Source organism: Kribbella sp. CA-245084, from assembly GCF_050942355.1.
Classification (GTDB): domain Bacteria; phylum Actinomycetota; class Actinomycetes; order Propionibacteriales; family Kribbellaceae; genus Kribbella.
Genome location: NZ_CP192053.1, coordinates 8,274,816 through 8,297,962, shown reverse-complemented (window position 1 = coordinate 8,297,962; position 23,147 = coordinate 8,274,816). Strand labels below are relative to the sequence as shown.

The following is a 23,147-nucleotide window of genomic DNA, read 5'->3' as shown; positions in this document are numbered from 1 at the left end:
TCAATACCCCGCCGTGCCCTAGTGGTTTCGGGTACGGTTGTGGGGTGGCGATCGATCGGAGCAGCGCACAGCCGCTGCAAGCACAGGTGGCAGAAGACATCCGCCGCCGAATCCGTACGGGGGAGTTCGCGCCGGGCGCGAAGCTGCCGGCGCTCCGTGCGCTGACAACCGAGTACGACGTTGCCGAGATGACGGTCCACGCAGCGATTCGCGAGCTTCAGCGCGAAGGGGTGGTGATCTCGTCCCGAGGGCGCGGCACCTTCGTCAGCGACGACATCGACGTCCCTGCCCTCACTGGCGTGTACGACCAGACGACTCCCGAGGCCCAGATTGCAGACCTTCGTGAGACCGTCGCGATGCTCACTGCTCGGGTTGAACGCTTGGAGGCTCATGACGACAAGTCAACGGCCGATCCAGGCGCCAAACCATGAAAGGCGTCTGCAACTCATCTGCACATTGCTCTGCACATCGGTGGTCTAGCTGAATGAATGTGCAGCGTGGGGCGTGGACCCCGGAGACCGTTCAGGTACTGCAAGACGCCTACCGTGCCGCCGATCCGGCGATGACGGATGAGGCGTTTGCGCAGGATGTTCTCGGGGTCGCGCCACGCACGCTATACAACTGGCGGAAGCGCCCGCAGACCCCTCTCAGGCAGGACATGCAAGGGGTGTTGTCCCATGCGCTGGCCGGTGCTCCTGAGCCCGTCATCGAGCGCTTCAGGGAGATGCGCCCCGCGCTGGTGGCCGAGGGGTCTCCACCCGAGGCCGGCCACTCGCTGACGGTCTACCCTTCCGGCCTGGAAGTGGCCGTGACGATCCTGCAGGGTCTTGCGGAACCGGCGGCCGACAGCGTCGTGTATCGCCCCGACGATCTCGCGGCCACCGTGCTCGACTGGCTGATGTCGGCAGTAGGGCAGGCCGTTGTCAGCGCCGACGGCAGCCGTGTTACCAGCGCGAGCGTGCAGCAGGTCCGGGCGATGATCACGGCGATCGACACCATTGAACGACGGGCAGGTGGTGCCGAGTGTCGAGCAACGGCCCGCAAGTATCTGCATGACGTTGCTTTGCCCTTGCTCCAAAAGGAGATCGAGTCACAGGCTCGCTCTGAACTCTTCTCCGCTGTGGCCGAGCTGTGCGAGATCGTCGGGTGGATGTACTACGACGCGGGACGTCACGGCATGGGGCAGGCGTACTTCACCCAGGCGCTGCGGCTGGCGCGCGAGGTCGGAGACGTCGCGTTGTCGGCGTACCTGATGACCAGCATCACCCACCAGGCGCTTCATGTCGGGCAGGCCGCGTCAGCCTTGCGTGTAGCCAAGGCAGCCCAGAACGTTGCCGAGTCTGCCGGTAGTCCGCAGGTGCTCGTTGAGGCTGACCTCTTGGTCGCTCGATCTCACGCCGCCCTCGGAGCCGTAGGGGACGCGACAGGTGCACTCCATCGAGCAGAGCGGTCATACGAGCAGGTTCAGGCGGTGGCACCGCGTGCCTGGGAGCCGCAGTGGGATGAAATCATGTTCGCCAGCCATGCAGGGACGTGCTGGAACGACCTTGGCAACACCAAGGAAGCGAGGAGGCATCTCACGCAGGTTTGGGAAGGATCGGGAGACCGGCCCCGACGCCGAATCTATAGCGCAGCCGAGCTCGGGATAGCGGCCACCCGAGAAGGTGAACTGGAACTAGCTTGTCACTATGGAACGGAAATAGTCGCTCTGACAGGCAACGTTGATTCCAGCCGTGCGCATCGCCACCTCGAACGCTTGGCCGTGAAGCTCAAGCCGTTCATGAACACACAGGTTGTTCGAGACTTCTTTGACCAGAGTGGGCTTAACCCAGAAGGTGCAGGTAAATGAATCACCCCTACCGCGAAGCTGACCTAGCAGCCGATGGTGAGCCCGAGAAGGAGTTCAACCCAGGGATCGCCGGACGACTGCCCAAGAAGACAACGGCGGCAGGTGCCCTCGTCCGCAACAGCGAGGGCCTGATCCTCTTCCTTGAAGCGGTGTACAAGCCGACGCTTGAGATTCCAGGCGGTGTGGCGGAGTTCGATGAATCGCCTCTGGATGCCGTCCGGCGGGAAGCTCGTGAAGAGATCGGGATCGATATCGAGATCGGCTCACCGCTCGTTGTGGACTGGATTCCGGCGTCGGGCCCGTGGTTCGACGGGATCATGTTCATCTTCGACGGGGGAGTGCTGACTGACGATCAGATCGCTCAGATCACCCTCGATGCGACCGAGGCTCGCCGCTTCCAGTTCATGACGCTTGATAAGGCGGCTCCCCGCATGCGACCGTCCATGGTCAGGCGGTTGGCGCGTGCCCAGCAGGCGCTTGAACAGGGTGCTCCGATCTACTCGGAATTTGGCCGGCAACCGGAGCCCAGGACAGCGGAGACTGTCCCGGCCGAGAGGAACGGCTCCGTTGGCGAGTGAGTCCCCGTGGCGGCTAGTGCGCGAGTTCCACGAGGTTTTCGAGCTGGCGCACCCCGGCCGCCCGACGCCCTTGATAGCCGAGCTGGCTGAGGCGCGACAGCGGATCCTCGATGAGGAAGTGCGCGAGGTAGCAGCAGCTGCACTCGGTGGAGACCTGGTCGAAATCGCGCACGAGCTGGCGGATGTCGTCTATGCCACCTACGGGACTGCGATCAGCTACGGGATCGACCTTGACGCGGTGATTGCCGAGATTCACAAGGCGAACATGACGAAGCTTGGGGCCGATGGTCGGCCCATCGAACGAGACGGCAAGGTGCAGAAGAGCGAGCTGTATCGGCCGCCGAATGTTGCTGGTGTAATCGATCGCCAGTCGAAGACCACACCCGACGCTTAACACCTGATCGGGGAGGCACTGTGGAGATCTGGGCCATTCTGGTCACGGGGGCCGTGGGTCTTCTGGCCGGGCAGATTGGCGCATGGCTACAGGGTCGAAGAGACGCTGCGGCTGATCGATCTCGGCAAGGCGCAGAGATCGAGCGCCTGAACCTTCAGCTCGCTGATGCACGTGAGTCCCAGGCTCGCGAGCGACTGCAGCGAGACACGATGGAGTGGAGAGAGCGCCGGCTTGATGCCTACAGGACTGCGTCGTCAGCCTATCAAGTTGTGCTGCGAAACTCGGCAGAGCTGACGCGCCTTGATGATCGTTTGGAGATTGCGACTGCAATCACGCGAATCCGGGATGCAGCCAAGGTATTAGAAGCGAAGTTGGAAGAATGTTCGATCATTTCGACCCATGGGCCACGCGAAGCCGCTTGGAAACTGGTAGCGAAGCTAGAGGACGTCCTTCATGAAATCGCCCGATACGAGCGCCTGGCGCTCAAGTGGGCCGTGGAGCCCATTAAGGGCGGACTGATGCTGGAGGCGATCATGTTGGATCGTCGAGGTCGTTGGTCGGCATCGAATGAGTCAGTGCCTTCCCGTGCCGACTGTGATCGTGTGGACAAGCTGATCGAAGAGGTCCGGCAGGCTGAGCAAGTGTTTTTTGAAGCGGGGGAGAGTTGGCGAGCGGCAGTGCGGTCGGAGCTAGGAGTGCCTAACTAGCGACCCGGGGATGCTCTGATGAGAGGGGTGGGGGATGGCTGGAAAGTGGCGCGGCTACTGGTGGGTGCCAGAAGACACGGAGGCTGCGCTCGGCGGAACTGCGGAGGTTAACGATGAGGGCGATATTCGCCTGGAGCTAGTCGGCGGATTCGAGTTGCGGCTAAGTACGCCGTCGCGGAGTGGGAGAGGTCGCACATTCGATGGGAGGTGGCGACGATTGCCCATAATTCACGGAGCCTCAGGCGCAAAGAAGGTCACTCTTATCGATTCGAGAGTTGCCAGGCAGCACGGGGGGATAGGGGAGGGCTCAAGAATCGATCACCAAGACCTCACGTCGAGAGTGCTTCTGGTTGGCGTGCATCTGTCGAGTACTGATGACCCGATATTCGACTCTGCGCAAATTCGACTTGAGAATCTAGCGGCATGGGCAGGGCTAGGTGGAGTTGACTACCGATTCAATGAAGATGGTAGCGAGTCTTCTGCGCACATCACTCGTCCCGAGGCTCAGGTGGTTGAGATTCCCGAGGCTACTATTCGGGTCTCGACAACGGAAGGTGTATTCGCTTTAGAAGAGTTGCGTGATTCAGTCCAGATTACCGGCAGTGTTAAGACAGTTCTTTGGGTAACGCCGAGCGACAGTACGACATATACCGGATTCGATCGACTAACCGAATCGTTGATGGACCTTCTCACGTTGGCGAGTGGTGAGGCGTGCGGGATTCTCGGTGAGAGGCTCTATTATCCGGATACTTTCACGGGTATCACACCGGATGGCGTATCCGAAACAACGCCGACAGCGGGACTAGCTGAAGTGATCCGAGAAAAATTCTACCGAGGCAGCGCGGAATCACCGTCGAAAGACAGCCGCACATTTCTCTTCACTTGTAGGGATGAATCGTTCGCGAATTTGGTGTCTCGGTGGCTTCCCCTCAGGGCAAATGCTGCCAATGCCTGCGAAGTCCTGTTCGGATTGCAGTATGCGCCGCCCGAGATCCCGAGCGTTAGGCTGCTAGCCGTCGCTGTCGCGGCTGAAGCGCTGCATCGCGCGCTCTACCCTGACACGATCGCGATGTTGCCTAGAGACTTCGAGCGCATAAGCACCCAGGCTCTTCGCTCTATAAGGGACGAGGACGATGGGGCGTGGGTCCGGAATAGGCTGCGGAACGAGCCGAGCTACCGAGAGCGGATGCTGGATCTCGCGATCAAACCGGCACCAGAGGCTGTCGAGTTCATCATCCCGGACCGTGACACCTGGGCGCGAGACCTTGGAAACGCCCGGAATGGTCTTGCGCACTCGGCGAAGGCCGCAGAGGCGCGCAAGATGTACGACCTTGAGTCGGTGACCGAGCAACTGCTGTACCTGGTTCTCATGGCGGAGCTAGGACTCTCGGCAGATGTCCAGTTGAGGGCGATGCAGACCAACAGCTACATGGGTTTCCTAGCGCGGGAGCGTACTCGCGCCGCGGAGGCAAACGAGGGCCAGCAGGCGACAGATGCTGGGTGACTATGTGAGTGACAACGACCCCGCATCTCCCTGGACAGCTACGGACGTCGAGGGACGCGGGCTCGCCTGCTGCAGGTAACAACCGGCACTCCGCAATCGGACACTGAAAATGAAAGGTTTCTGAATTGGACACAGCGACCGTTGCGATCATCGCGTCAGCTATTGGCGCGACCGGCGCGATAGCAGGTCAGCTAGTCGCGGCGGCCTTTACGGCGAAACGGGAAGGCAGGAAGCTCGACTGGGAGAAAAAGGAGTCCGCGGAGCGGCGGAAGAATGAACGTGAACGCCTCTTTAGCGAGACCAAAAGAAACGCCTACGTTCAACTCGTCCAACATCTCAACGGGTGGCGCATTGACCTTATCGACCTAATGCCCGGCCATCCACACGGGGCGGCACAAAGACTTGAACGCATCAAGGATCTCCGAAACGACTGGAGGTCTCCATTCTTGGACACGTTGGCGGAAGTTTCTCTCTTTAGTTCAGAAATAGAAGCTGCCGCCGGCGAGACGTATGCTCTGCTCGCAGAGTGGCAACTGGCGCTATTTCACGATGATCCCATCGATCGACACGACGAAGTCCTTCGATCTTTCGACGACCTAAAGGTGGCGATACGCAATGATCTGGGCATGCAATCGACCATCGAGGTTCGTGTCACCAAATAAGGCCCGGGCGGCCAGAGAGGCGTCGAGCAACTCAGGAGGGCGTCTGAGCTCCGAAGCGGGTAGGCGGCTGATGCCCGCTTGGCAGGCAGGGCGCGAGCCAGGTCGATCGCTCCACCGGTTGCCCGAACCCGATGTCACCATCGATGCATTGGACAACCGAAATCATGTCATTGACTAGAGCGTACATGTTGTCGGCGGCGTCTCTAAGGTAGCTAACCGGATGAGTTGCAGCATCGAGCACGGTGATTTTCGTTCCGAGGCCGCGACCAGTGGTCGAGCCGTATATGTGACGGCGCAGCGAGTTCTGATGAATCGCACGGTTTCGCAATCGTTGCAAAACCGCCAGCCACCCAATCGGCTCAGGAGAACTCTTTCCCTCCAGCGCCGAATCGACTGTCTCAATTAGCGCACGCGGCGGCGGCAAGCAGGTTTCAGGTAGCTTCTTCAGCAGTGGTCGGCAAGTATCCCAGCTGTATCTGTGAACTGGCGTAGCCTTCGACACGTTCAGAAACTCCTCCGCTTCGCTAATAATTCCACCGACCGCAGCGTCGAAAGCTCCGCAAAGCGCCGCAAGTGCTCCATCAAGCGCCATCTCGACGCCAATGTAGCGATCGTAGTCCTCTCCCAGTTGAGCACCGACACGATCCAGGGTGTCTATGTACCAATCTGCCGACCAGACCTTGTATCGGATCCAGGCGCCCAATCCTTCACCGCCGACCAGATTCGCATAACGGTGTGCGGTAGGCCACTCGATTGGCAGGGTGCGCTCTTCGTCGTCGCTCATGATGGGGCCGCACCCGCCGTTGCTTGGGAGATGAACTCGTCCGTCGGGCCAGGTACGGTCCTCAACATAACGCGTCTTTGATCGCCGTGGTTGACCCGTGCCACGTCCCACCAAAGTTCCAGACGGCGGCGACTCCGGAATGTTCGAGCATTGCTACGCATGCATCCCCGATTGGCTCATTGAATAGAGCAAGCATTCTAATCTCGTCGGGTGTCTCGTACAGGAAATATCGGTAGCTAAGCAGTTGGCCCAAAGCGTCTCGCGCAGCCTTCACGCCGTTACCTCGATCGACTGTCTTTGCCTCGATCAGCCAGTGGTGTGCGCCTCGATCCGCGGTCATGTCCCGCGGATGAACGTTGGTTGCAACGACAAGGCCGCGTCCCTTTAGGAACTGCCCATATGTTTTTACCAGAGTCTCGTGCTTGCGAGATTTCACAATGACTCGCGCGGCGATCTCCTGGCGGTAATCACCGTCATTCTTCGGCTTGAACTCGGGGCTAGCATTCACAGCCTTTTTGCTTGCCGACGAAGGCACCACCAGATCAACTCCAGCGATCCGCAGTTGCTCGCGGATCTCTATGCCGCTCTGGTAGAGCTGAACCATCGCTCTGAGGTCGGCGACGAGGGTCTCCTCGTCAGGAAGGTCTCTAGTCAAGTACTCCCGTGCAAGGACGGTTCCGGTTGCGTAGTTCACTGCCAGGGGGACCGTCGACCGCAGGTCAATCTGGTGGCTTAGTCCGGCTCTCAACGCCTCAGGCACCTTCTCGCGGATCGCGGCAGCCTGTGAGTAGAGCTTCTCTCGGCCCAGTTTGACCCCAAGGCTCTTGGTGACTTCGGTGACGCCCTGAGCAAGGGCGAGAAAGACTCGATGTCCATCGGCTGAGTAGAGGTAGACCACGTACAAGCCGCGCTGGGCGGTCGTGGTCTCATCCGGGTCGAACAGAGCAATCCACGGGATAGTCGCGGTGGTGCCCATGCCGCCGCTGCCGAAACCGACATACCCGACCGGCGCCCACTGCTCGATCTCCTTGCCGGCCGCCCTAAGCAACTGCTGAGCTGGACTCTGGAAGTCCAATCGGCGGTCATATTCTCGGCCAATGCGCCCAATGAGCTCTCGAAGCTCCACGTTCGCCCTCCCCAGGCTTGCCCTAGCGCGGAGGGTAGCTGGCGAAACGGACATAAATCGCGGGCCGACGCGCGGAGATGGTGCGGAAGTTTGCCCTGGGTAGGACTGTTGCCCAGCTCAGAGCACTGTCTGCGCCCCTCTGTAAATCTGTCGGCGTATGCCTACGCAGGTTCGAACCCTGCACCCGCCACGAGTGCGATGGGCGAGGTGTGTCGCGCACTTACGTGCGCTGACCGCCTCGCCCTCGTCATTTGTGCGGCTTCGCTCCGCTCGCCGCGCCGCGGGGGCTCCGCCACCCGCACCCCCTGCGCCTTCGCTTCGCTCGGCGGCTGTGGCTGGGGTGGGTAGTTAGGTCACCGCTGGGGTGGGGCCTTCGCTTCGCTCGGCTCCGTGGCTGGGTTGGGTGGTTAGGTCACCGCTGGGGCTGGGCCTTCGCTTCGCTCGGCTGCGGGGGCGGGTTGGCCGGCGCCGTCGCTTCGCTTTGCTTGGCTGATAGTCGGCTAAGAAGGTGGGGTTTGGGGGGCTTTGGGTGGGGTGGGGTGGTGATACTGGGGGAGACGGCCGGGTTGGTCGTGGAGGAGTGTGGGTTATGAGCCTCATTGGTGCCCTGGTTGGGTACGTTCTGTCGGCGTTCATCTTGTTGCTGATTGTGCGGATGGTGCTGGACTGGACGGGGGTGTTCGCGGCTAACGGGGCGGCGTGGGTGGGGCGGGTGCGGGGGGTTACGCATGCTTGGACCGAGCCGGTGATTGCGCCGGTGCGGCGGCGGTTGCGGCCGGTGCGGGCTGGGGGGATGGCGTTTGATCTTGCGTTCACGGCGGTGTTCGTGGCGGCGCTGATTCTGCGGGGGATTGCGTTCAGTTTGTAGCTGCGGACAGGGCGGATTCGTATTCGACCCGGGTGATGCGGACTACCGCTCTGGGGAAGTCGGCTTGGGCGTTCTCGGTCGGGGGGATTTTGGCGAGGACGGTTTCCATCGGGATGGGTGGGGTCCAGCGCTCGACGTGGGTCAGGAGTACGCCTTGGGTGGCGTCGGTCCAGGGGGAGGCTAGTTCGGCGTGGGCTATGAAGACGCGTTCGGGCGGGCCCAGGTAGATGAGGACCTGATCGCCGGAGGCGAGGGCCTGGGCGTGGGGCTCGGTGGGGTCGATGGGCCACGTGTTGGAGCGCAGGAAGGCTGCGGCCTGGTCGGGGAGGGATTGGCCTGAGCCCGTGAGGTTGAAGAGGTAGTGGGCCATGTGCGAGATCGTAACGGGCCTGATTCTGCGAAATTCGGGGTTGGTTGTCGGATTCGGGGGATGGCGTTCGTAGCGTGGGTGGAGGCGGACGTGGGGTCCGCTCTAGCTAAGGAGCAGGTCATGCCTGAGTACCTCATCTACTTCAACCAGCAGTGGGTGGGCGACCACACCGAGGAGTGGTTCGCCAGCCGCGGGCCGCTCGCCAGGGCGGTTGTGGAGGATATGAAGACGGCCGGCGTGTACGTCTTTGCCGGGGGACTGGAAGAGGATGACGTCCCGCTGTTCAGCGCCGACCCGACGAGCGGCGACGTGCTGATCACCGATGGGCCTTACCTCGAGTCCAAGGAGTACCTGGGCGGCTTCGCGCTGGTCGACGTACCCGATGACGAGACCGCCAAGATGTGGGCCGCCAAGGTCGCCGAGGGCTGCGGCTGGCCGCAGGAAGTCCGCCGCTTCAAGCCTCAGCGCAAGTAGCGAGCTTGGTAGGTGTCAGGATCTGCGGGTGGCTGGGCTTCGGGAGTTGTGGGACGAGTCGTTGCCGGAGGCATTGAGGGACGAGGTGATCAAGCGGTACGGCGGGAAGCGGGTCGCGTACCGGGAGCGGTATCTCGTCGGCGTGCTGACGGCGCTCGATGCGTTGACGCAGCTGTGTACGGATCCGGCGGCGGTCCGACTGGCGGCCTGGTTCCATCGGGCCGAGCATGCCAAGGGGACGACGGACGATGCCGAGGCGTCGGCCCGGCTGGCAGAGCAGTTGCTGCCGAAGTACGACGTGAGCCCGGTACGCACCGCCGAGATCGCCCGGCTCATCAAGCTGACCGGCACGATGGACGTCACCGAGACAGATGCCAACGGCCAGGTGTTGCTCGACGCGGTTCAGTCCGTGTACGCCGATCCGCGGTACGCGACCCATGCGTCCGAAGTACGACGGGACAGCCGGTACGACATACAAAGCCGGCGTCCGCGGGTCGAGGCCTTACTCGCGGCCGACCGGATCTATCACACGCAGCTCGCCTACGACCGGTACGAGGCCGCGGCCCGCGCCAATCTCACCGATGAGCTCGCCACCCTCGACGGCCTGACGCCGCACCCGTGGCGCGGTTGGCAGCGGGCCGCGCTTACGGTGACGGCCGTGCTGTCGGCATGTGTCGCGTTCGTCGCAGGAGTGGCCGCCGTGCGGGCGCCGTGGCGGAACCCGGAGTACGACGGCGACTCGGCCTGGCCCGCGGTCATCCTCATGCTCATCGCGCTCGTCACCGTTGCCGTCGTCTACAGCGCCGTACGCCGCAACGCCCGCATCCTGGCGGCCGCCCCGGCCGTGGTCGGCGTCATCGGGGTGTTGGCCGTCTGGCGGACAACCCCCGAGACCAACGGCGCCTCGGGAGTCGGCGAGCGGGTCCCGATGCTGATGATCGTGTCCGTCATGCTGATCGTGGCCGGTACGGCGGCCTTTGCCGCCAGCAGGTTCACCCGCAACGACAGCAGGAACCGCGGCCAGGTGCTCGCAGGTCTCGGCGCAGTCGTCGTCGTGGTCCTCGCGGTCCTCCTTGTCATCGACCCGGCGCAGCGTGCCTACCTGGTCAGCGCGAACGAGTACCTCGAAAGCCAGCACCGGCCCGCCGATGTCGACGTACGTTCGACCCTCGCCGGCGGATCGCTCTGGGCCGGCCCGGGCAACCTGCAGAACCTCGTCGCGACCGCCCACGGGATCGCGGTCGCCCGCGCACGCGGCTTCATCGAGATGCTCGACCCGGCAACCGGCCAGTCGCGTTGGCGCTATACCCGCGCCGACACCGACGACGTACCGCATCTCTATGCGTTGAACGGCGGCCAGCAGGTGCTCGCGTCGTACGACGACCTCGGGTACGTCGTCCTGGACGCCGACACGGGCAAACGCAAAGCCGCCTGGCCGCAGGGCACCCGCGACGACGACATCCAGAACGCCGACCCGCTGGTCACCGGGAAGTCGGTGAGCAAAGGCTCCGACAAGCTGTACGGCACGAACACCGACGGCTCGAACCGCTGGACCTACGAGCCCGGTCGCTGCACCAGCATCAGCGGGACCGCCACCGCCGACACGGTCGTCACGGAGCTCAACCACAGCTGCGGGAGCGAGGCGGACCAGTTGGTCGGTCTCAACCTGAAGAACGGCAAGAAGCTGTGGACCCAGGACGCCTCGCTGACCGACCTGACGGCGGCCGGCGGCCTGGTCGTCGGTCTCGAAGGGCGGAGCGGCCCGCTGGTGGGAGTCGATCCGCGCTCGGGCGAGATCAAGTGGCGCTCGGAGATCCCGAACGAGTGGGCGTGCCCGCTCAAGACGGAGGCGTCCGGCAACCGCGTCGTACTGATCAGCTGTCCGAGCGAGGCGCAGAAGTTAACCGACACCGTCGTACGCATCGTCGACGCAAGCAGCGGGCAGGTGGTGTCGACGGCCTCGGTGAAGTTCCGGTTCGATCAGCGGTACGCCGTGACAGCGGCCGGCGTGGTGGTCGCGATGGGTCCGTACAACGGCGGGCTCTGCCGGCTGGCGACGGTCACCGAGGGCGCGGTCGCGTACCACGACCTCGACCGGTCCGTCTCCTGCGGGTACGGCGTGGTCGCCGCCGGGAACCTGGTCCTGGTCAGCGGCGAGGACGGGCTGATCGCCCTCCGATAGAGGCCTCGGCCTGTTCGGAGGCGGCTGGGGAATAGGGTCTGCTTGGGCGGGAGTTGTCGGTTATGACGGAGTGTCCGAGCGAGGAGAGCAATGAAACCCACTGAGTTCGTGAAGGTGAACGCGCAGTTCTGGGGGGAGCACCTGAAGGAGGCGGCCGGGCACCTGCCGGTGAGCCACCGGGGTGAGCTGCTCGGGCCGATGCTGTTCCCGCGGATGATGGTGCTGACCGAGACGCCGGACTGGAACATCCTCGAGCTGGTCGGACTGAGCCGCGAGTACCGGAGCCCCGAAGTACGGCGGCAGAAGCGCGCAAGCGTCGAGGAGTACTTCGGAGTCGGCGACGGCACCGTGGTGGCGAACCTCGAGGGGCAGAACTGGTTCAAGGACGCGACGATCGCGACCGAGACCGGCCGGAACTCGCTGGACAAGCGGTTCCCGACCGCCGCGAACATGCTGGGCAACGAGCTGGTCGGCCCGGCGGAGGAGCTGTTGCGGTTCGCGCCCGGCAACTACTCGACCTTCGACCGGACGCTGCTCGTGCACGGCGGCGGCGACTCGCTGCGCGCGCACTGGGTGTTCTTCGCGCTGGCGATCCACCGCTCGGAGCCGGTCGACAAGTACCTGGACTTCCTGCGGAACTACTCCAACTCGCAGCCGCACCTCGACCCGATCGGCACGATCAGCCTGCCGGTCGACCCGGCGGAGCTGAAGGCTGACGCGTTCGAGAGCACCTACCTCGCGCACGGTCTGCAGGATTCGACCGTCGACGAGTTCCTCGGCAAGCACGAGAGCATCCTGCTGTCGGCGTTCGGCGCGACCCGCTTGGTCCGGCAGCCGTCGCTCGACGACCTGCAGCCCGACTTCATCCTCGAGCGCGCCGACGGCCGTCACATCGTCGGCCGCCTCGAGCTCCCGGTCGTCGACGTGGTCAACGGCAAGAAGCGCCGCCGCTCCTTCCGCCTGCCGGTCCTCGAAAGCGCGGCCGAGCTCGAGCGCTACGCGGAGTACTTCGCGGCCGAGGACAACCGCTCGCAGGTGAAGTCGAAGTACGACGTCGACGTGGCCGACCCGCGGCAGCTGCTGATCGTGCCGAGCCAGGAGACGGTGGTGCCCGCGGTGGGTGTGGAGATCGTCGACTACGACACGATCCTTCGCCTGCACCTGGCCGGCAAGTGACGCAGTACTTCGTCTACGGCCGCGATCGCGCCGGCGCCGGCGAACTGAAGGCCCAGCTGACCGAGGAGCACTGGGCCTTCATGGACGGGTACGCCGACGAGCTGATCGCCCGCGGCCCGACCCTCACCGAGGACCGGGAGGAGTCGACGGGCAGTCTGCACATCGTCGACCTCCCTGACGACGAGGCACTGAAGACCTTCGCGTACGACGAGCCGTACTACGTCGGCGGCGCGTTCGACACGGTCGAGCTGTACCGCTTCCACAACCACACCGGCCGCACGATGTGGGAGTTCACGACCGCGGTCGAGGGCCTCGGCCGCTACCTCGTCCTCACCAAGGACGGCCCGCGACCGCTGACGTCGGACCACCTCATCGTGTACGGCGACCTGTTCGACGGCGATACGCACGTAGGTCGGGCGGCGCTGGTCGAGGCGCCGGACGCCGCGGCAGCCGCCGTACTCGTCCAGGCGCCGGATGCCGAAGTACATCCCTGGGAGTTCGGCGGCAGGCGGTAGCGAATTGGTCCCGGATTCACCTCCCGCGCCCAGCGTGGAGAGGTGATCGATGACGAAGAGCTGTTCGAGTCGCACTTCTCACGGCGTGGAATTCTCGCGTCTGCCGCGGTCGTCACCGGCGGTGCGCTGCTGACAACCGCAGCGCCCGCCCAGGCCGCAACGGAACAGGCCGCTCCGGTCCTGCAGTCCGCACCGGCCGCCGACCCGGTCACCACGCCCCGGGTCGGCGGCCTGCATCTGCAGTTCGGCGCCGACGCGGCGTCGGAGGTGGTCGTCTCCTGGCACAGCCGCCAGCCGGTACGGCGGCCGCGCGTACTGCTCGGTGGTCCGGACGGGGACTTCGAGCGGACCGTGACCGCGGTCAGCACCAGCTACACCGACGCCAAGTCCGGGCAGAATGTCTACGTCCACCACGCCCGGATCAGCCGGCTGCGCGCTGACAACGAGTACGTGTACGCCGCCGTACACGAAGGAGCCGAGACCGAGTTCGGGACGTTCCATACCGCGCCGAAGGGCCGGGCCAAGTTCACCTTCACCAGCTTCGGTGACCAGGGCACGCCGACGCTGGGCAAGCGGTACGTGCCGCCGGCCGGCGTGACGATCCCGAACCCGCCGTTCGTGAACGACAACCTCGGCTCGCCTGCTGCGGGTGACGTCACCGCCGGGGTGGAGCGGGTGCGCCCGCTGTTCCACCTGTTCAACGGGGACCTCTGCTACGCGAACCTGGCTGACGACCGGGTGCGGACCTGGAACGACTTCTGGGAGAACAACAGCCGCAGCGCCCGCAACCGCCCGTGGATGCCGTCGGCCGGCAACCACGAGAACGAGCTCGGCAACGGCCCGATCGGCTACGAGGCGTACCAGACGTACTTCTCGCTGCCGCGCCAGGCCGGTCAGACGGACGTGACGCGCGGCCTCTGGTACGCGTTCACCGTCGGCTCGGTGCGCGTGATCAGCCTGGCGAACGACGACGTCTGCTACCAGGACGGCGGCAACAGCTACGTCCGCGGGTACTCCGATGGCGCGCAGAAGGCCTGGCTCGAAAAGGAGCTCAAGGCAACGAATGCCGACCGCGGGATCGACTGGATCGTGGTCTGCATGCACCAGGTCGTGGTCAGCAGCGCGGACCAGGCCAACGGCGCCGACCTCGGCATCCGGCAGGAATGGGTGCCGCTGTTCGACAAGTACGGCGTCGACCTCGTCGTCTGCGGGCACGAGCACCACTACGAGCGCTCGCACCCGATCCGCGGCCAGCAGCCCAACCCGACGCTGACCCCGATCCCGACCGCGACGCGGACCGACCTCGTGGACACGTCGAAGGGCACCGTCCACATGGTCATCGGTGGCGGCGGTACGTCGGTGGGCTCGAACGGCGTCCTGTTCAACCCGCCGGCCTGCCGGGTGATCACGTCGGTCGGCGCACCGGATCCGACCACCGGCAAGCGCCCGCCGGTGTACGTCCAGGAGCCGGCTCCCTGGTCCGCATCGCGCAACGCCGCCCACCCGTACGGCTTTGCAGCCTTCACGGTCGACCCCGGCCACCCCGGCGGCCGGACCACGATGGCGGTCACGTACTACGACGTACTCGGCCCCGGCGGCGAACTCGCGGAGTTCGAGTCGTTCACTCTGAAGCGACCGCGCCGCGGCTGATCAGGCAATCCACCACAGCCTTGGCGACGCGCCGACCATCGGCCGACGCGTCGCCCAACCCGGCGCTGCCGTGCGTCAGCCCGTCGAACTCCAGACACGTGAAGCCGATGCCTTCGAGCACCGGCTTGAGCCTGCGAAACCTTCGGATCGCTTGGTCTGCGGTGCCCAGGTAGGCCACCTTCGCGCCCGGGTAGAGCCGGAGCTCGTGGTGCCAGTCGTACGAGCGGTAGCTCCGCCAGAACTCCAACACGGGCTTGCGAAGTCGCGGCTCACGCTCCATCCGGCGCATCTCGCCGTCAGTCGGGAAGCCGATCGGCGGGACGCCGCCCATGACGAGCGCGGTCGCGCGATCCGTCGACCGGGCGGCGATCGCGGACATGCAGGCTGGTTGTGAGAAGCCCCAGATGGCGAACTGGTCGATGCCCTCGCGGTCGAGGACCCTGAGGACCTGGTCGCCGATGTTGCCGAAGTCGAACTCGTCCGGGCGGTCGCTGGCGCCGAATCCGACCGGGTGGATCTGCAGCACCCGGAACCGCTGGGCGAGCGCGTCGGCGATCGGGTAGTCCGGAGGGCGGCGGTTGTTCTTCATCAGTACGAGCGCGGGGCCGGAACCGCTTGCCCGATAGGCGATGCGGGCGCCGGCCAACTCGGCGTACTCGTAGGTCATTGGGCGAGGATCGACTGCAGGGCCTTGGTGAGGGTTGCGCGGGTGCTGGCCGGGAGGTCCGAGGTGAGCTCCTGGATGCGGTCGACGACTGCGTCGTGGCACTGGTGGGCGAGGTCCTTGCCGTCGGCGGTGAGCTCGATGCGGCAGGCACGGCGGTCGGCGGGGTTGGCGACGCGGGCGACGAGGTCGCGGCGTTCGAGGCGGTCGACCATGCTCGTCAAGCTCGAGCGCTCGATGCTCAGGATCCGGCTGAGCTCCGTCATGCCGAGCGGGCCGGTGATCAGGACGCACAGCAGATGGGCCTGCTGCGGGGTCAGGCCGAGCGGCCGGCTTGTCTCGGCGTGCAGGTCCTGCAGCCGGTGCATCGTCTGGACCAGCGCACTCGCGAGGTCGGAATCCCGAGCCGTCGTCGTCACCATGAGCCCATGATAGTCCGGTCGCCTAATAGTTTGCTGTTCTAATGATTCGTGGTACTACTAGTTAGGACAGCGAACTATCTGGGGAGTGACCATGGACGTGCGTTTCGGATACGGATCACCGGATGGAGTGCGGGACGTGGCGGCGATCTTGCGGCTCGCCGAGCAGGCCGATCGCGACGGTCTCGACCATGTCAGCCTGGCGGACCATCCATACGTCCCGGACATGCTCGACGGGTACGCCGCGATCGCGTTCATCCTCGGCCGGACCGAGCGGCTGTCGGCGTTCGTGAACGTCACCAACCTGCCGCTGCGTCCTGCGCCGGTTCTCGCGCGTACGGCGACGTCGTTGTCGGCGTTGTCCGGTGGGCGATTCGTCCTCGGTCTCGGCGCCGGCGGGGCGTGGGACCGGATCACCACGATGGGCGTGCCGGAGCTGCGTCCGGCCGAGGCGGTCGAGGCGTTCGAAGAGGCGATGCAGTTGGTGCATTCGATGTCCGACGGTGGATCTCCGAAGCCGACGAAGCACTACCCGATCGGCGCGCTCCGGCCTGCCGCCGTACCAGCGCCGTTGATCTGGACCGGCTCGAACGGCCCGAAGTCGCTCGCCGCGACAGGCCGCCAGGCCGACGGCTGGATCCCCGGCCACGCCGCCGACTGGCTGAGCGACCGCTACCGCTGGTCCCGCCCGATCATCGACGAGGCTGCGCAGTCCGTCGGTCGCAAACCCTCCGACGTCGCTACGATCTACAACATCCCAGGCGCGATCACCGCGACCCCGGTCCGCCGTACCCGAGACGAAGAAGGCCGTTGGGTCGGCGGCTCCCCATCCCAGTGGGTCGAAGAACTCACCGACGCCATCCTCAACCACAACGCCGCGGGCTTCACCCTCTTCCCCCGCGGCGCCGACCCCTACGGGGTACAACTAGCCCGCTGGTCCCAGGAGGTAGTCCCCGCCATCCGCTCAGCGATCAGTTGAGCGCGGCGAGTTCTTCGGGAGAGAGCTCCAGGGCTCCGGCGGCGATGTTCTCCTCGAGGTGGGCCGGGTTTCCGGTGCCGGGGATGGCGAGGATGTTGGGAGAGTGGTGGAGGGTCCAGGCGAGGCGGACCTGTTGTGGGGTGACGTTATGAGTGGTGGCGATCTTCTGGACGGCCGTCGAGTGGTCGGTGGTGGCGCCGCCCTCGCGGGACGAGCCGGCGATCGCGAAGAACGGGACATAGGCGATACCGCGCTCGGCGCAGAACGCGATGAGCTGGTCCTCGTCGCGGCGTAGGTCGACGGCGTAACTGTTCTGCACGCAGACGACCGGCGCGATCGCGAGCGCCTCCTCGACGTGGTCGAGCCCGACGTTCGAGACGCCCAGCTGCCGGATCAGGCCCTCGTCGCGGAGGGTGGCGAGCCAGCCGAAGCGTTCGGTGATCGAGTCCTCGCCGGGCTTCTTCATGATCCGCAGGTTCACCACGTCGAGCGCGTCGACGCCGAGCTGTCGCAGGTTCGTCTCGACCTGCTCCCGCAGTTCGGCTGCCGTCGTCGCGTGGTAGAACCCACGCTCGGCATTGTCACCCGGCCCGACCTTCGTCGTGATGACCAGATCATCCGGGTACGGCGCCAACGCCTCGCGGATCAGCTCGTTCGCGTACCGCTTCTCGCCCTCACCCACCCGCAGCGTCCCACCAGGCGACACGTAGAACGCGGCCGTGTCGATGTGGTTGACGCCGAGCTCGACCGCGCGCCGCAGTACCTGGATCGCGACCGAGTGGTCCGGGTTCGCTGTGATCCGCATGGCGCCGAAGCCCATCCGGTTGACGGTCACGTCGCCGAGCTTCCAGGTGCCGGCCGCAGCTGCTGTGGTCATTCCTCGATCGCCCCTCTCACCGCACGAAGATGTTGCCGGAAGGTCAATGACGGATCGGCCGCCCGCGCAGTCAGGAACTCCGCGAACCGCACCTGCTCGCGCAACGAGCGGCCGGCCCGGATCTCGTCCGCCTGCCGATGCTCGGTGTCCCGGATCGACTCCGCCAGCCCGAACAGCTCGTCGACCCGATCCGCCGGTACGAAGATCGCGCCGTCCTCATCCGCGAGTACGACGTCGTCGCGGGTCACCGTCCACTCGCCGATCGTTGCCTTGGACAACGCATCCGCGGGCTGCGGATCGAGCCGCAACGGCCCGGTCGGCAACGCGCCGAGGCTGAACACCGGCATCCCGATCGCGGTGATGTCGACGGTGTCGCGGTGCAATCCCCAGATCACGATCCCCGCGATCCCGGCGGCCGCAGCCTCCAGCGCAACCAGATCGCCGACACAGGCCTCGTCCCGCCGGCCGCCGTTGTCCACGACCAGTACGTCGCCCGCAGCTGCGGACTCGAACGCCTCCAGGAACACGTCCACGCTGCCCACATGCTGAGCCGGCAACACCCTCCCCGCGACCCGCTCGCCGACGACAGCCGTCAACGACACCGTCCGCACCGGCACACCCGCCCGAACGCAAGCATCGGCAACATGCGCCGTGGTCAGTCCCGCAAACCGTTCCAGCATCCCCGGCCCCTCTCGATCGGCTCCGGAGACGACCTTAGGACAGGAACACAAGGATCTCGTCGAGCGATGGCTCACGGGTGGTGTCAACGGTGAGGCTGGGGACGGGCAGATCAACCGCCTGGAAGGCGTTGTGGGTCCGCAGCCGGGCGTCGGGGCTGATCTGACCGTCCTCGTGGGCCGAACGGCGTGGGTCCGAGGTCGTCCGGGCCGTGATCCGCGCGAGCGCGACCTCGGCCGGTACGACGCAGTGCACGATCCGGATGTCCGCGCGGCCGAGCAGCGGGGTCAGTCCGGGATTCCACAGCCGATCCTGGAACGCCGCCTCCGCGACGACCGTCGTACCGCGGCCGACCAGCAGGCCGATCACGTCGAAGAACGTCGACAGTGTCCGCATTGTGAGCGGATCACCAGGCCCGGGGACGAATCCGGGCGTCGCGTGTGCCATGCCTTCCTTGATCTCGTCGCGGCAGATCGCCGGGCAGCCGATCGCGGTCGCGAGCCGGTGCGCCAACGTCGTCTTCCCGGTCCCAGGCGGACCGCTGATCACGACAAGCATCGGTTTCGAATGCACCCGCCGTACCTTAGCGGTGACCGTCGGCGCGCGGTGTAAGGAGCGTGTCAGAACTGTCGGTGGGCGTGATTAGCGTTGGACCTGTGACGACGTACTCCGCGGTGCGCACGACGGGGATCTACTGCCGGCCCGGCTGTGGTGCCAAGCCGCTCGCCGAGAACGTGAGCACGTTCGAGCTGCCTGCCGCAGCGGAGGCGGCCGGGTACCGTGCGTGCCTGCGCTGCCGTCCGTATCGGGTGGCCGGGACGGTTGCGGACGAGGCGCCGGAGCTGGTCTGTCGCGCGGTGCAGTTGATCATTTCCGGTCTGTTGGATGAGTCCGGGGAAGAAGCGCTGGGCGCCCGGCTCGGGGTGTCGGCGCGGCATCTGCGGCGGCTGTTCAGCGAGCACCTCGGTGTCACGCCGGATCAGTTCGCGCGGTCGCGGCGGGCGCACTTCGCGCGGCGGTTGCTCGACGACACCGATCTCAGCATCGCGGACGTCGCGTTCGCGTCGGGCTTCGGCAGTCTGCGGCAGTTCAATCGGGCGATGCGGGAGATCTTCCGGGCGTCACCGCGCGAGCTCCGCGATCGCCGACGTCGCGGCGATCGCTTGGCCGCGGATGGGGGTTTGGTACTGCGATTGCCGTTCACCCCGCCGTACGACTGGGAGGCGATGTGTGCGTTTCTGCAGGCGCGCGCGATCCCGGGTGTCGAGTCGGTCGAGGGCGGCGTGTATCGGCGGACGATCTCGATCGACGGTGAGCCGGGTGTGCTGGAGGTGGGTGCAGGCGGCGATGATTATCTGCTCCTTCGCGCGCATCTGCCGTTCTGGGAAGGCGTCATGCATGTCGTGGACCGGGCCGCGTGCTTGGTCGGTCTGGATTGCGAGCCGGTCTCCGCACGTGCACATCTGGCCGCGGACCCGGAGTTCGGCCCGTTGGTTGCGGCGCGGCCCGGCGTTCGGGTGCCCGGTGCGTGGGGTCCGTTCGAGGTCGCGGTTTCAGCGGTCGTCCGCGACCAGCCGCCACCGGAGGACGCGATCGAGGCGTTGCACAAGCTCGTCCAGGTGTACGGCGTACCCATACCAGGGCTCGATCACGGCCTGACGCACGCGTTCCCCGGGCCAGATGCGCTGACGAATGCGGAGCTGGTCGGCCCACTCGCGCGTGAAGTTGCTGACAGCAACATCATTCTCGACGCCGAGGTGAAGACACTGACGCGAGTGATGAGCAACCGTGCGGCACAAGAGGTCGCGCTCCGCCTCGGCGCCCGCGACGCGTGGCCGCTAGCCGGCGAGAGCGAGCACCTCCGACCATGGCGCTCGCTCGCCGCCGTCTATCAGCTGACCAACGCCTCGTAGGTGCCACTGGTCAACATTTCCTTTGCGGCGGTGGTCGCCAACGCATAGGCGGCACCGGTGATTGCCGGGCCGACGCTGATTCGTGCGACACCCAACTCCGCGAGTTCACTGACCGTGGGAGCCCCCGGACCGACCATCACGTTGAGCGGCAACGGTGATCCCTCGACCAGCTCCGCGATCGTCGCCGCGTCGACGACACCCGGCACGAACAGCACGTCGGCTCCCGCGTCGGCGTACATCTTCGCGCGCTCCAGCGTCCCGGTCTTGTCGCCGAACAGGTACGTATCGGTCCGCGCATTGATCACGAGTTCGATGCCCGAGGCAACAGCCGCCGCCCGCGCCGCCTTGATCCGCTCGACATGCACCAATGGATCATCCAGGACCCGCCCAGTACTGTCCTCGAGGTTCACCCCGACCACGCCGGCCTCGAGTGCGCCGCTCACCGTGCCCGCGACATCGCCGTACCCGGCCTCGATATCAGCCGTCACAGGCACCGATACCGCCGCACAGATCAACCGCAGCGCCGCGACCGCCGACTCCTGATCCAGACCGCCCGCGTCATCAACACCATGCGCCCAAGCAACACCGGCGCTCGTCGTCGCGATTGCCTTTGCCCCCGCGGCCTCGATCGCCCGCGCCGAACCCGCATCCCACGCGTTCGGCAGCACGAGCGGCGACCCCTCGTGCAGTGCACGCAACTGCCGCGCCAACTCGTTCTGCGTGCTCACAGGCTGACCAGCAGTTCGTGGTCGATCTCGACGAACTCGACGATCAGGTCGGCGAACCGGCCCGCGATCAGTTCCTTGTACGCCGACGATCCCGTGTGCGCGTCGTACGCCGACTGGTCCGCGAAGTGCTCGACGAACAACAGGTAGTCGGGCTTCGCCGGGTCGCGGTACACGCGGAACGACAGCGTGCCCTCCTCCGCACCCGGCCCCTTCGGCGCGAACTCCTGCACGATCGCCTCGGCGGCGGCCTGGTTGCCGTCCTTCAGCTTGATCGGAAACACCTTTGCCAGCATCTGAACCCTCCTGAGGTCTTGTTCCTCAAGGTTCGCGTCCCGCGACGCCCCGGTCTGGCCATATTCGGTCATGTACGTCGTCTTGTATCGCGAGACAATATGTCTCATAAATCAAGATTGTGGATTAGCGTGGAGACTGTCGAGAGAGGGCAAAGGAGCCTGGGATGAACAACGTGTACACGCACGGACATCACGAGTCGGTACTGCGATCGCACAGCTGGCGTACTGCGGAGAATTCGGCCGGCTATCTGCTGGCGCACCTGCGGCCGGGGATGTCGTTGCTCGACGTCGGCGCCGGTCCCGGCACAATCACCGCCGACCTCGCCCGCCTGGTCGAGCCCGGCCGGACGACCGCGCTGGAAGCCAACGCCGCTGCCCTCGACATCACCAAGGCGACGTTCGCCGACCTGGACCTCGACGTCGAGTTCGTCGTCGGCGATGTGCACGCGCTGGAGTTGCCGGACGACACGTTCGACGTCGTGCACGCGCACCAAGTCCTACAGCACGTCGGGGATCCGGTGCAGGCGTTGCGCGAGATGCGCCGGGTCTGCAAGCCGGGCGGCATCGTCGCGGTCCGCGACTCGGACTATCACGGTTTCGTCTGGTACCCGGAGCTGCCCGAGCTCGACGAATGGATGGCGCTCTACCAGCGGATGGCCCGCGCCAACAGCGGCGAGCCGGATGCCGGTCGACGCCTCCTGTCCTGGGCCCTGGCGGCGGGCTTCGAGAACGTCGATGCGACGACCTCGACCTGGGCGTTCACCAACCCCGAGGACCGTGCGTTCTGGGGCGGCATGTGGGCGGATCGCATTCTCAAGTCAGCGCTCGCGGATCAGGCCCGCGCGTCCGGCGTACCGGAGCAGCAGCTGGAAGCGATCGCGCAAGCCTGGCAGACGTGGACGGCCACGCCGGACGCGACCATTTCCATCCTGCACGGCGAACTACTGTGCCGGGCGTGAACGCTGGCGAGAGATCTCGTACAGGACTGCCGTTGCGGCGTTGGCCGCGTTGAGCGAGCTGGCTGAGCCGGTGATGGGGATACGGACCAGGTGGTCGGCCGCTTCTCTCCAGGCTGAGCTCAGGCCGGCCGTCTCGTTGCCGATCAGGAGCAGCACCGGCTGTGTGAAGTCGAAGTCGTAGACGTCGGTCGACCCGTGCTCATCGGTGCCGACGACAACGATCGGGATCGACGATCGGCGTACCCAGTCGAGGACCTCGCGATGGGATGCCGCGCGTACGGCGGGAACCGCGAACAGCGATCCCGTCGTCGCGCGGACCGCCTTCGGGTCGTACACATCGGCCGCATGTCCGGTGACGATCAGCCCGTCGGCGCCGAACGCATCCGCGGACCGGATGATCGACCCGATGTTCCCCGGCCCGGTCGGCCGGTCGAACACGACCCCGAGGAAGTCCGGCCCGACCGGGATCCGATCGAGATCGTCGGCCGGCAGCTCGAGTACGGCGATCAGCTCGGCCGCCTCGTCCTTCTCGCCGAGCTCGGCCAGCAACTCCGGCGCCATCGCGACCCGCTCGACGTCCGGGAGTCGCTGCAGCAACTCGGACGCCCACTTCGACAGCGGCCGGGAGGCGTCGGTGATCACCGTCCGCACCGGCCAACCGTTGTCTACGGCAACAGAAATCGGCCGCACGCCCTGGACCAGGAACTCGCCGGCGCGCTGCCGCTTGGTCCGATTGGTCAGCGACGCCTGCCACACCTGGAACCTGGCGTTCCGCGACGAGATCCGTTGCACGGAAAC

At 65.6% G+C, this 23,147-nt stretch carries 27 protein-coding genes; 16 read left to right on the top strand and 11 right to left on the bottom strand.

What is annotated here, in order from left to right; genetic code table 11:
* Positions 1–44 precede the first annotated feature (44 nt).
* From ACQPYH_RS39795 to ACQPYH_RS39765, 7 genes are all read left to right on the top strand, one after another.
* Complete coding sequence (locus tag ACQPYH_RS39795; RefSeq protein ID WP_432882562.1) at positions 45–431, top strand: winged helix-turn-helix domain-containing protein; 387 nt, start codon at positions 45–47, stop codon at positions 429–431.
* A gap of 53 nt (positions 432–484) precedes the next feature.
* Positions 485–1,849 carry a hypothetical protein gene (locus ACQPYH_RS39790; protein WP_432882559.1) on the top strand — a complete coding sequence of 455 codons (1,365 nt, stop codon included), beginning with the start codon at positions 485–487 and terminating at the stop codon, positions 1,847–1,849.
* Positions 1,846–2,427: an NUDIX domain-containing protein gene (locus tag ACQPYH_RS39785; protein WP_432882557.1), complete on the top strand. Its 582-nt coding sequence runs from the start codon at positions 1,846–1,848 to the stop codon at positions 2,425–2,427. Before ACQPYH_RS39790 ends, ACQPYH_RS39785 begins: the two co-directional genes overlap by 4 nt.
* Before the next feature lie 16 nt (positions 2,428–2,443).
* Entirely contained in the window at positions 2,444–2,821 is a 378-nt protein-coding gene (locus ACQPYH_RS39780) for a MazG nucleotide pyrophosphohydrolase domain-containing protein (protein WP_432882555.1), read from the top strand.
* 20 nt (positions 2,822–2,841) lie between these two features.
* On the top strand, positions 2,842–3,528 hold the full coding sequence (locus ACQPYH_RS39775) for a hypothetical protein (protein ID WP_432882553.1): 687 nt from the start codon (positions 2,842–2,844) through the stop codon (positions 3,526–3,528).
* Positions 3,529–3,562: 34 nt separating this feature from the next.
* Positions 3,563–5,032 (top strand): HEPN domain-containing protein, encoded by a 1,470-nt coding sequence (locus ACQPYH_RS39770; protein ID WP_432882550.1) that lies wholly within the window; start codon positions 3,563–3,565, stop codon positions 5,030–5,032.
* A 125-nt stretch (positions 5,033–5,157) separates the two neighbouring features.
* Positions 5,158–5,694 carry a hypothetical protein gene (locus ACQPYH_RS39765; protein WP_432882547.1) on the top strand — a complete coding sequence of 179 codons (537 nt, stop codon included), beginning with the start codon at positions 5,158–5,160 and terminating at the stop codon, positions 5,692–5,694.
* Positions 5,695–5,725: 31 nt separating this feature from the next.
* Here ACQPYH_RS39765 and ACQPYH_RS39760 read toward each other — a convergent pair whose 3' ends face one another.
* Both ACQPYH_RS39760 and ACQPYH_RS39755 read right to left on the bottom strand, forming a co-directional pair.
* A complete protein-coding gene (locus ACQPYH_RS39760) occupies positions 5,726–6,478 on the bottom strand; it encodes a hypothetical protein (RefSeq protein ID WP_432882544.1) in 753 nt (250 codons plus the stop codon).
* A gap of 61 nt (positions 6,479–6,539) precedes the next feature.
* Positions 6,540–7,604 carry an MrcB family domain-containing protein gene (locus ACQPYH_RS39755; RefSeq protein ID WP_432882541.1) on the bottom strand — a complete coding sequence of 355 codons (1,065 nt, stop codon included), beginning with the start codon at positions 7,602–7,604 and terminating at the stop codon, positions 6,540–6,542.
* A gap of 589 nt (positions 7,605–8,193) precedes the next feature.
* Between ACQPYH_RS39755 and ACQPYH_RS39750 the strand changes: the two genes are divergently transcribed.
* Positions 8,194–8,472: a YggT family protein gene (locus ACQPYH_RS39750; RefSeq protein ID WP_432882538.1), complete on the top strand. Its 279-nt coding sequence runs from the start codon at positions 8,194–8,196 to the stop codon at positions 8,470–8,472.
* Here ACQPYH_RS39750 and ACQPYH_RS39745 read toward each other — a convergent pair.
* The gene (locus ACQPYH_RS39745) at positions 8,462–8,842 is read right to left on the bottom strand and encodes a hypothetical protein (RefSeq protein WP_432882536.1); all 381 of its coding nucleotides are present in this window, start codon (positions 8,840–8,842) and stop codon (positions 8,462–8,464) included. The two genes, ACQPYH_RS39750 and ACQPYH_RS39745, sit on opposite strands and share 11 nt — an antisense overlap.
* A gap of 120 nt (positions 8,843–8,962) precedes the next feature.
* On the opposite strand from ACQPYH_RS39745, the gene ACQPYH_RS39740 reads away from it, so the two are divergent.
* The 5 genes from ACQPYH_RS39740 to ACQPYH_RS39720 all read left to right on the top strand — a co-directional run bounded on the left by ACQPYH_RS39740 (position 8,963) and on the right by ACQPYH_RS39720 (position 14,839).
* On the top strand, positions 8,963–9,316 hold the full coding sequence (locus ACQPYH_RS39740; RefSeq protein ID WP_432882534.1) for a YciI family protein: 354 nt from the start codon (positions 8,963–8,965) through the stop codon (positions 9,314–9,316).
* A gap of 28 nt (positions 9,317–9,344) precedes the next feature.
* Positions 9,345–11,498: a PQQ-binding-like beta-propeller repeat protein gene (locus ACQPYH_RS39735; protein WP_432882531.1), complete on the top strand. Its 2,154-nt coding sequence runs from the start codon at positions 9,345–9,347 to the stop codon at positions 11,496–11,498.
* A 90-nt stretch (positions 11,499–11,588) separates the two neighbouring features.
* Positions 11,589–12,674, top strand: a complete 1,086-nt coding sequence (locus tag ACQPYH_RS39730; RefSeq protein WP_432882528.1) for a hypothetical protein — start codon at positions 11,589–11,591, stop codon at positions 12,672–12,674.
* A complete protein-coding gene (locus ACQPYH_RS39725; protein ID WP_432882526.1) occupies positions 12,671–13,189 on the top strand; it encodes a YciI family protein in 519 nt (172 codons plus the stop codon). Before ACQPYH_RS39730 ends, ACQPYH_RS39725 begins: the two co-directional genes overlap by 4 nt.
* Positions 13,190–13,231: 42 nt before the next feature.
* Positions 13,232–14,839 carry a purple acid phosphatase family protein gene (locus ACQPYH_RS39720; RefSeq protein WP_432882523.1) on the top strand — a complete coding sequence of 536 codons (1,608 nt, stop codon included), beginning with the start codon at positions 13,232–13,234 and terminating at the stop codon, positions 14,837–14,839.
* Here ACQPYH_RS39720 and ACQPYH_RS39715 read toward each other — a convergent pair.
* Together ACQPYH_RS39715 and ACQPYH_RS39710 are read right to left on the bottom strand one after the other, a co-directional pair.
* Positions 14,811–15,506, bottom strand: coding sequence for an alpha/beta fold hydrolase (locus ACQPYH_RS39715; RefSeq protein WP_432882520.1), 696 nt, complete (start codon positions 15,504–15,506; stop codon positions 14,811–14,813). The genes ACQPYH_RS39720 and ACQPYH_RS39715 overlap by 29 nt on opposite strands.
* A complete protein-coding gene (locus ACQPYH_RS39710; protein WP_432882517.1) occupies positions 15,503–15,925 on the bottom strand; it encodes a MarR family winged helix-turn-helix transcriptional regulator in 423 nt (140 codons plus the stop codon). The genes ACQPYH_RS39715 and ACQPYH_RS39710 overlap by 4 nt, the downstream gene beginning before the upstream one ends.
* Before the next feature lie 91 nt (positions 15,926–16,016).
* Here ACQPYH_RS39710 and ACQPYH_RS39705 point away from each other — a divergent pair, with 91 nt between their 5' ends.
* On the top strand, positions 16,017–16,901 hold the full coding sequence (locus ACQPYH_RS39705) for an LLM class flavin-dependent oxidoreductase (RefSeq protein WP_432882515.1): 885 nt from the start codon (positions 16,017–16,019) through the stop codon (positions 16,899–16,901).
* On the opposite strand, the gene ACQPYH_RS39700 is transcribed toward ACQPYH_RS39705, so the two are convergent.
* From ACQPYH_RS39700 to ACQPYH_RS39690, 3 genes are read right to left on the bottom strand one after another with little or no spacing between them, the layout of a single operon-like run.
* On the bottom strand, positions 16,894–17,778 hold the full coding sequence (locus ACQPYH_RS39700; RefSeq protein ID WP_432882512.1) for an oxidoreductase: 885 nt from the start codon (positions 17,776–17,778) through the stop codon (positions 16,894–16,896). The genes ACQPYH_RS39705 and ACQPYH_RS39700 overlap by 8 nt on opposite strands.
* Complete coding sequence (locus ACQPYH_RS39695; RefSeq protein WP_432882510.1) at positions 17,775–18,458, bottom strand: RraA family protein; 684 nt, start codon at positions 18,456–18,458, stop codon at positions 17,775–17,777. The genes ACQPYH_RS39700 and ACQPYH_RS39695 overlap by 4 nt, the downstream gene beginning before the upstream one ends.
* Positions 18,459–18,492: 34 nt before the next feature.
* Positions 18,493–19,029 carry an AAA family ATPase gene (locus ACQPYH_RS39690; RefSeq protein WP_432882507.1) on the bottom strand — a complete coding sequence of 179 codons (537 nt, stop codon included), beginning with the start codon at positions 19,027–19,029 and terminating at the stop codon, positions 18,493–18,495.
* An 83-nt stretch (positions 19,030–19,112) separates the two neighbouring features.
* Between ACQPYH_RS39690 and ACQPYH_RS39685 the strand changes: the two genes are divergently transcribed.
* Positions 19,113–20,369 (top strand): AlkA N-terminal domain-containing protein, encoded by a 1,257-nt coding sequence (locus tag ACQPYH_RS39685; RefSeq protein WP_432882504.1) that lies wholly within the window; start codon positions 19,113–19,115, stop codon positions 20,367–20,369.
* Here the strand turns inward: ACQPYH_RS39685 and ACQPYH_RS39680 are convergent.
* Positions 20,348–21,097, bottom strand: coding sequence for an isocitrate lyase/PEP mutase family protein (locus ACQPYH_RS39680; RefSeq protein ID WP_432882501.1), 750 nt, complete (start codon positions 21,095–21,097; stop codon positions 20,348–20,350). The two genes, ACQPYH_RS39685 and ACQPYH_RS39680, sit on opposite strands and share 22 nt — an antisense overlap.
* The gene (locus tag ACQPYH_RS39675) at positions 21,094–21,390 is read right to left on the bottom strand and encodes a putative quinol monooxygenase (RefSeq protein WP_329003573.1); all 297 of its coding nucleotides are present in this window, start codon (positions 21,388–21,390) and stop codon (positions 21,094–21,096) included. Before ACQPYH_RS39675 ends, ACQPYH_RS39680 begins: the two co-directional genes overlap by 4 nt.
* Before the next feature lie 164 nt (positions 21,391–21,554).
* On the opposite strand from ACQPYH_RS39675, the gene ACQPYH_RS39670 reads away from it, so the two are divergent.
* Positions 21,555–22,349 carry a class I SAM-dependent methyltransferase gene (locus ACQPYH_RS39670; protein WP_432882499.1) on the top strand — a complete coding sequence of 265 codons (795 nt, stop codon included), beginning with the start codon at positions 21,555–21,557 and terminating at the stop codon, positions 22,347–22,349.
* Here the strand turns inward: ACQPYH_RS39670 and ACQPYH_RS39665 are convergent.
* On the bottom strand, positions 22,332–23,141 hold the full coding sequence (locus ACQPYH_RS39665) for a TrmH family RNA methyltransferase (RefSeq protein ID WP_432882497.1): 810 nt from the start codon (positions 23,139–23,141) through the stop codon (positions 22,332–22,334). The two genes, ACQPYH_RS39670 and ACQPYH_RS39665, sit on opposite strands and share 18 nt — an antisense overlap.
* Positions 23,142–23,147: the final 6 nt, after the last annotated feature.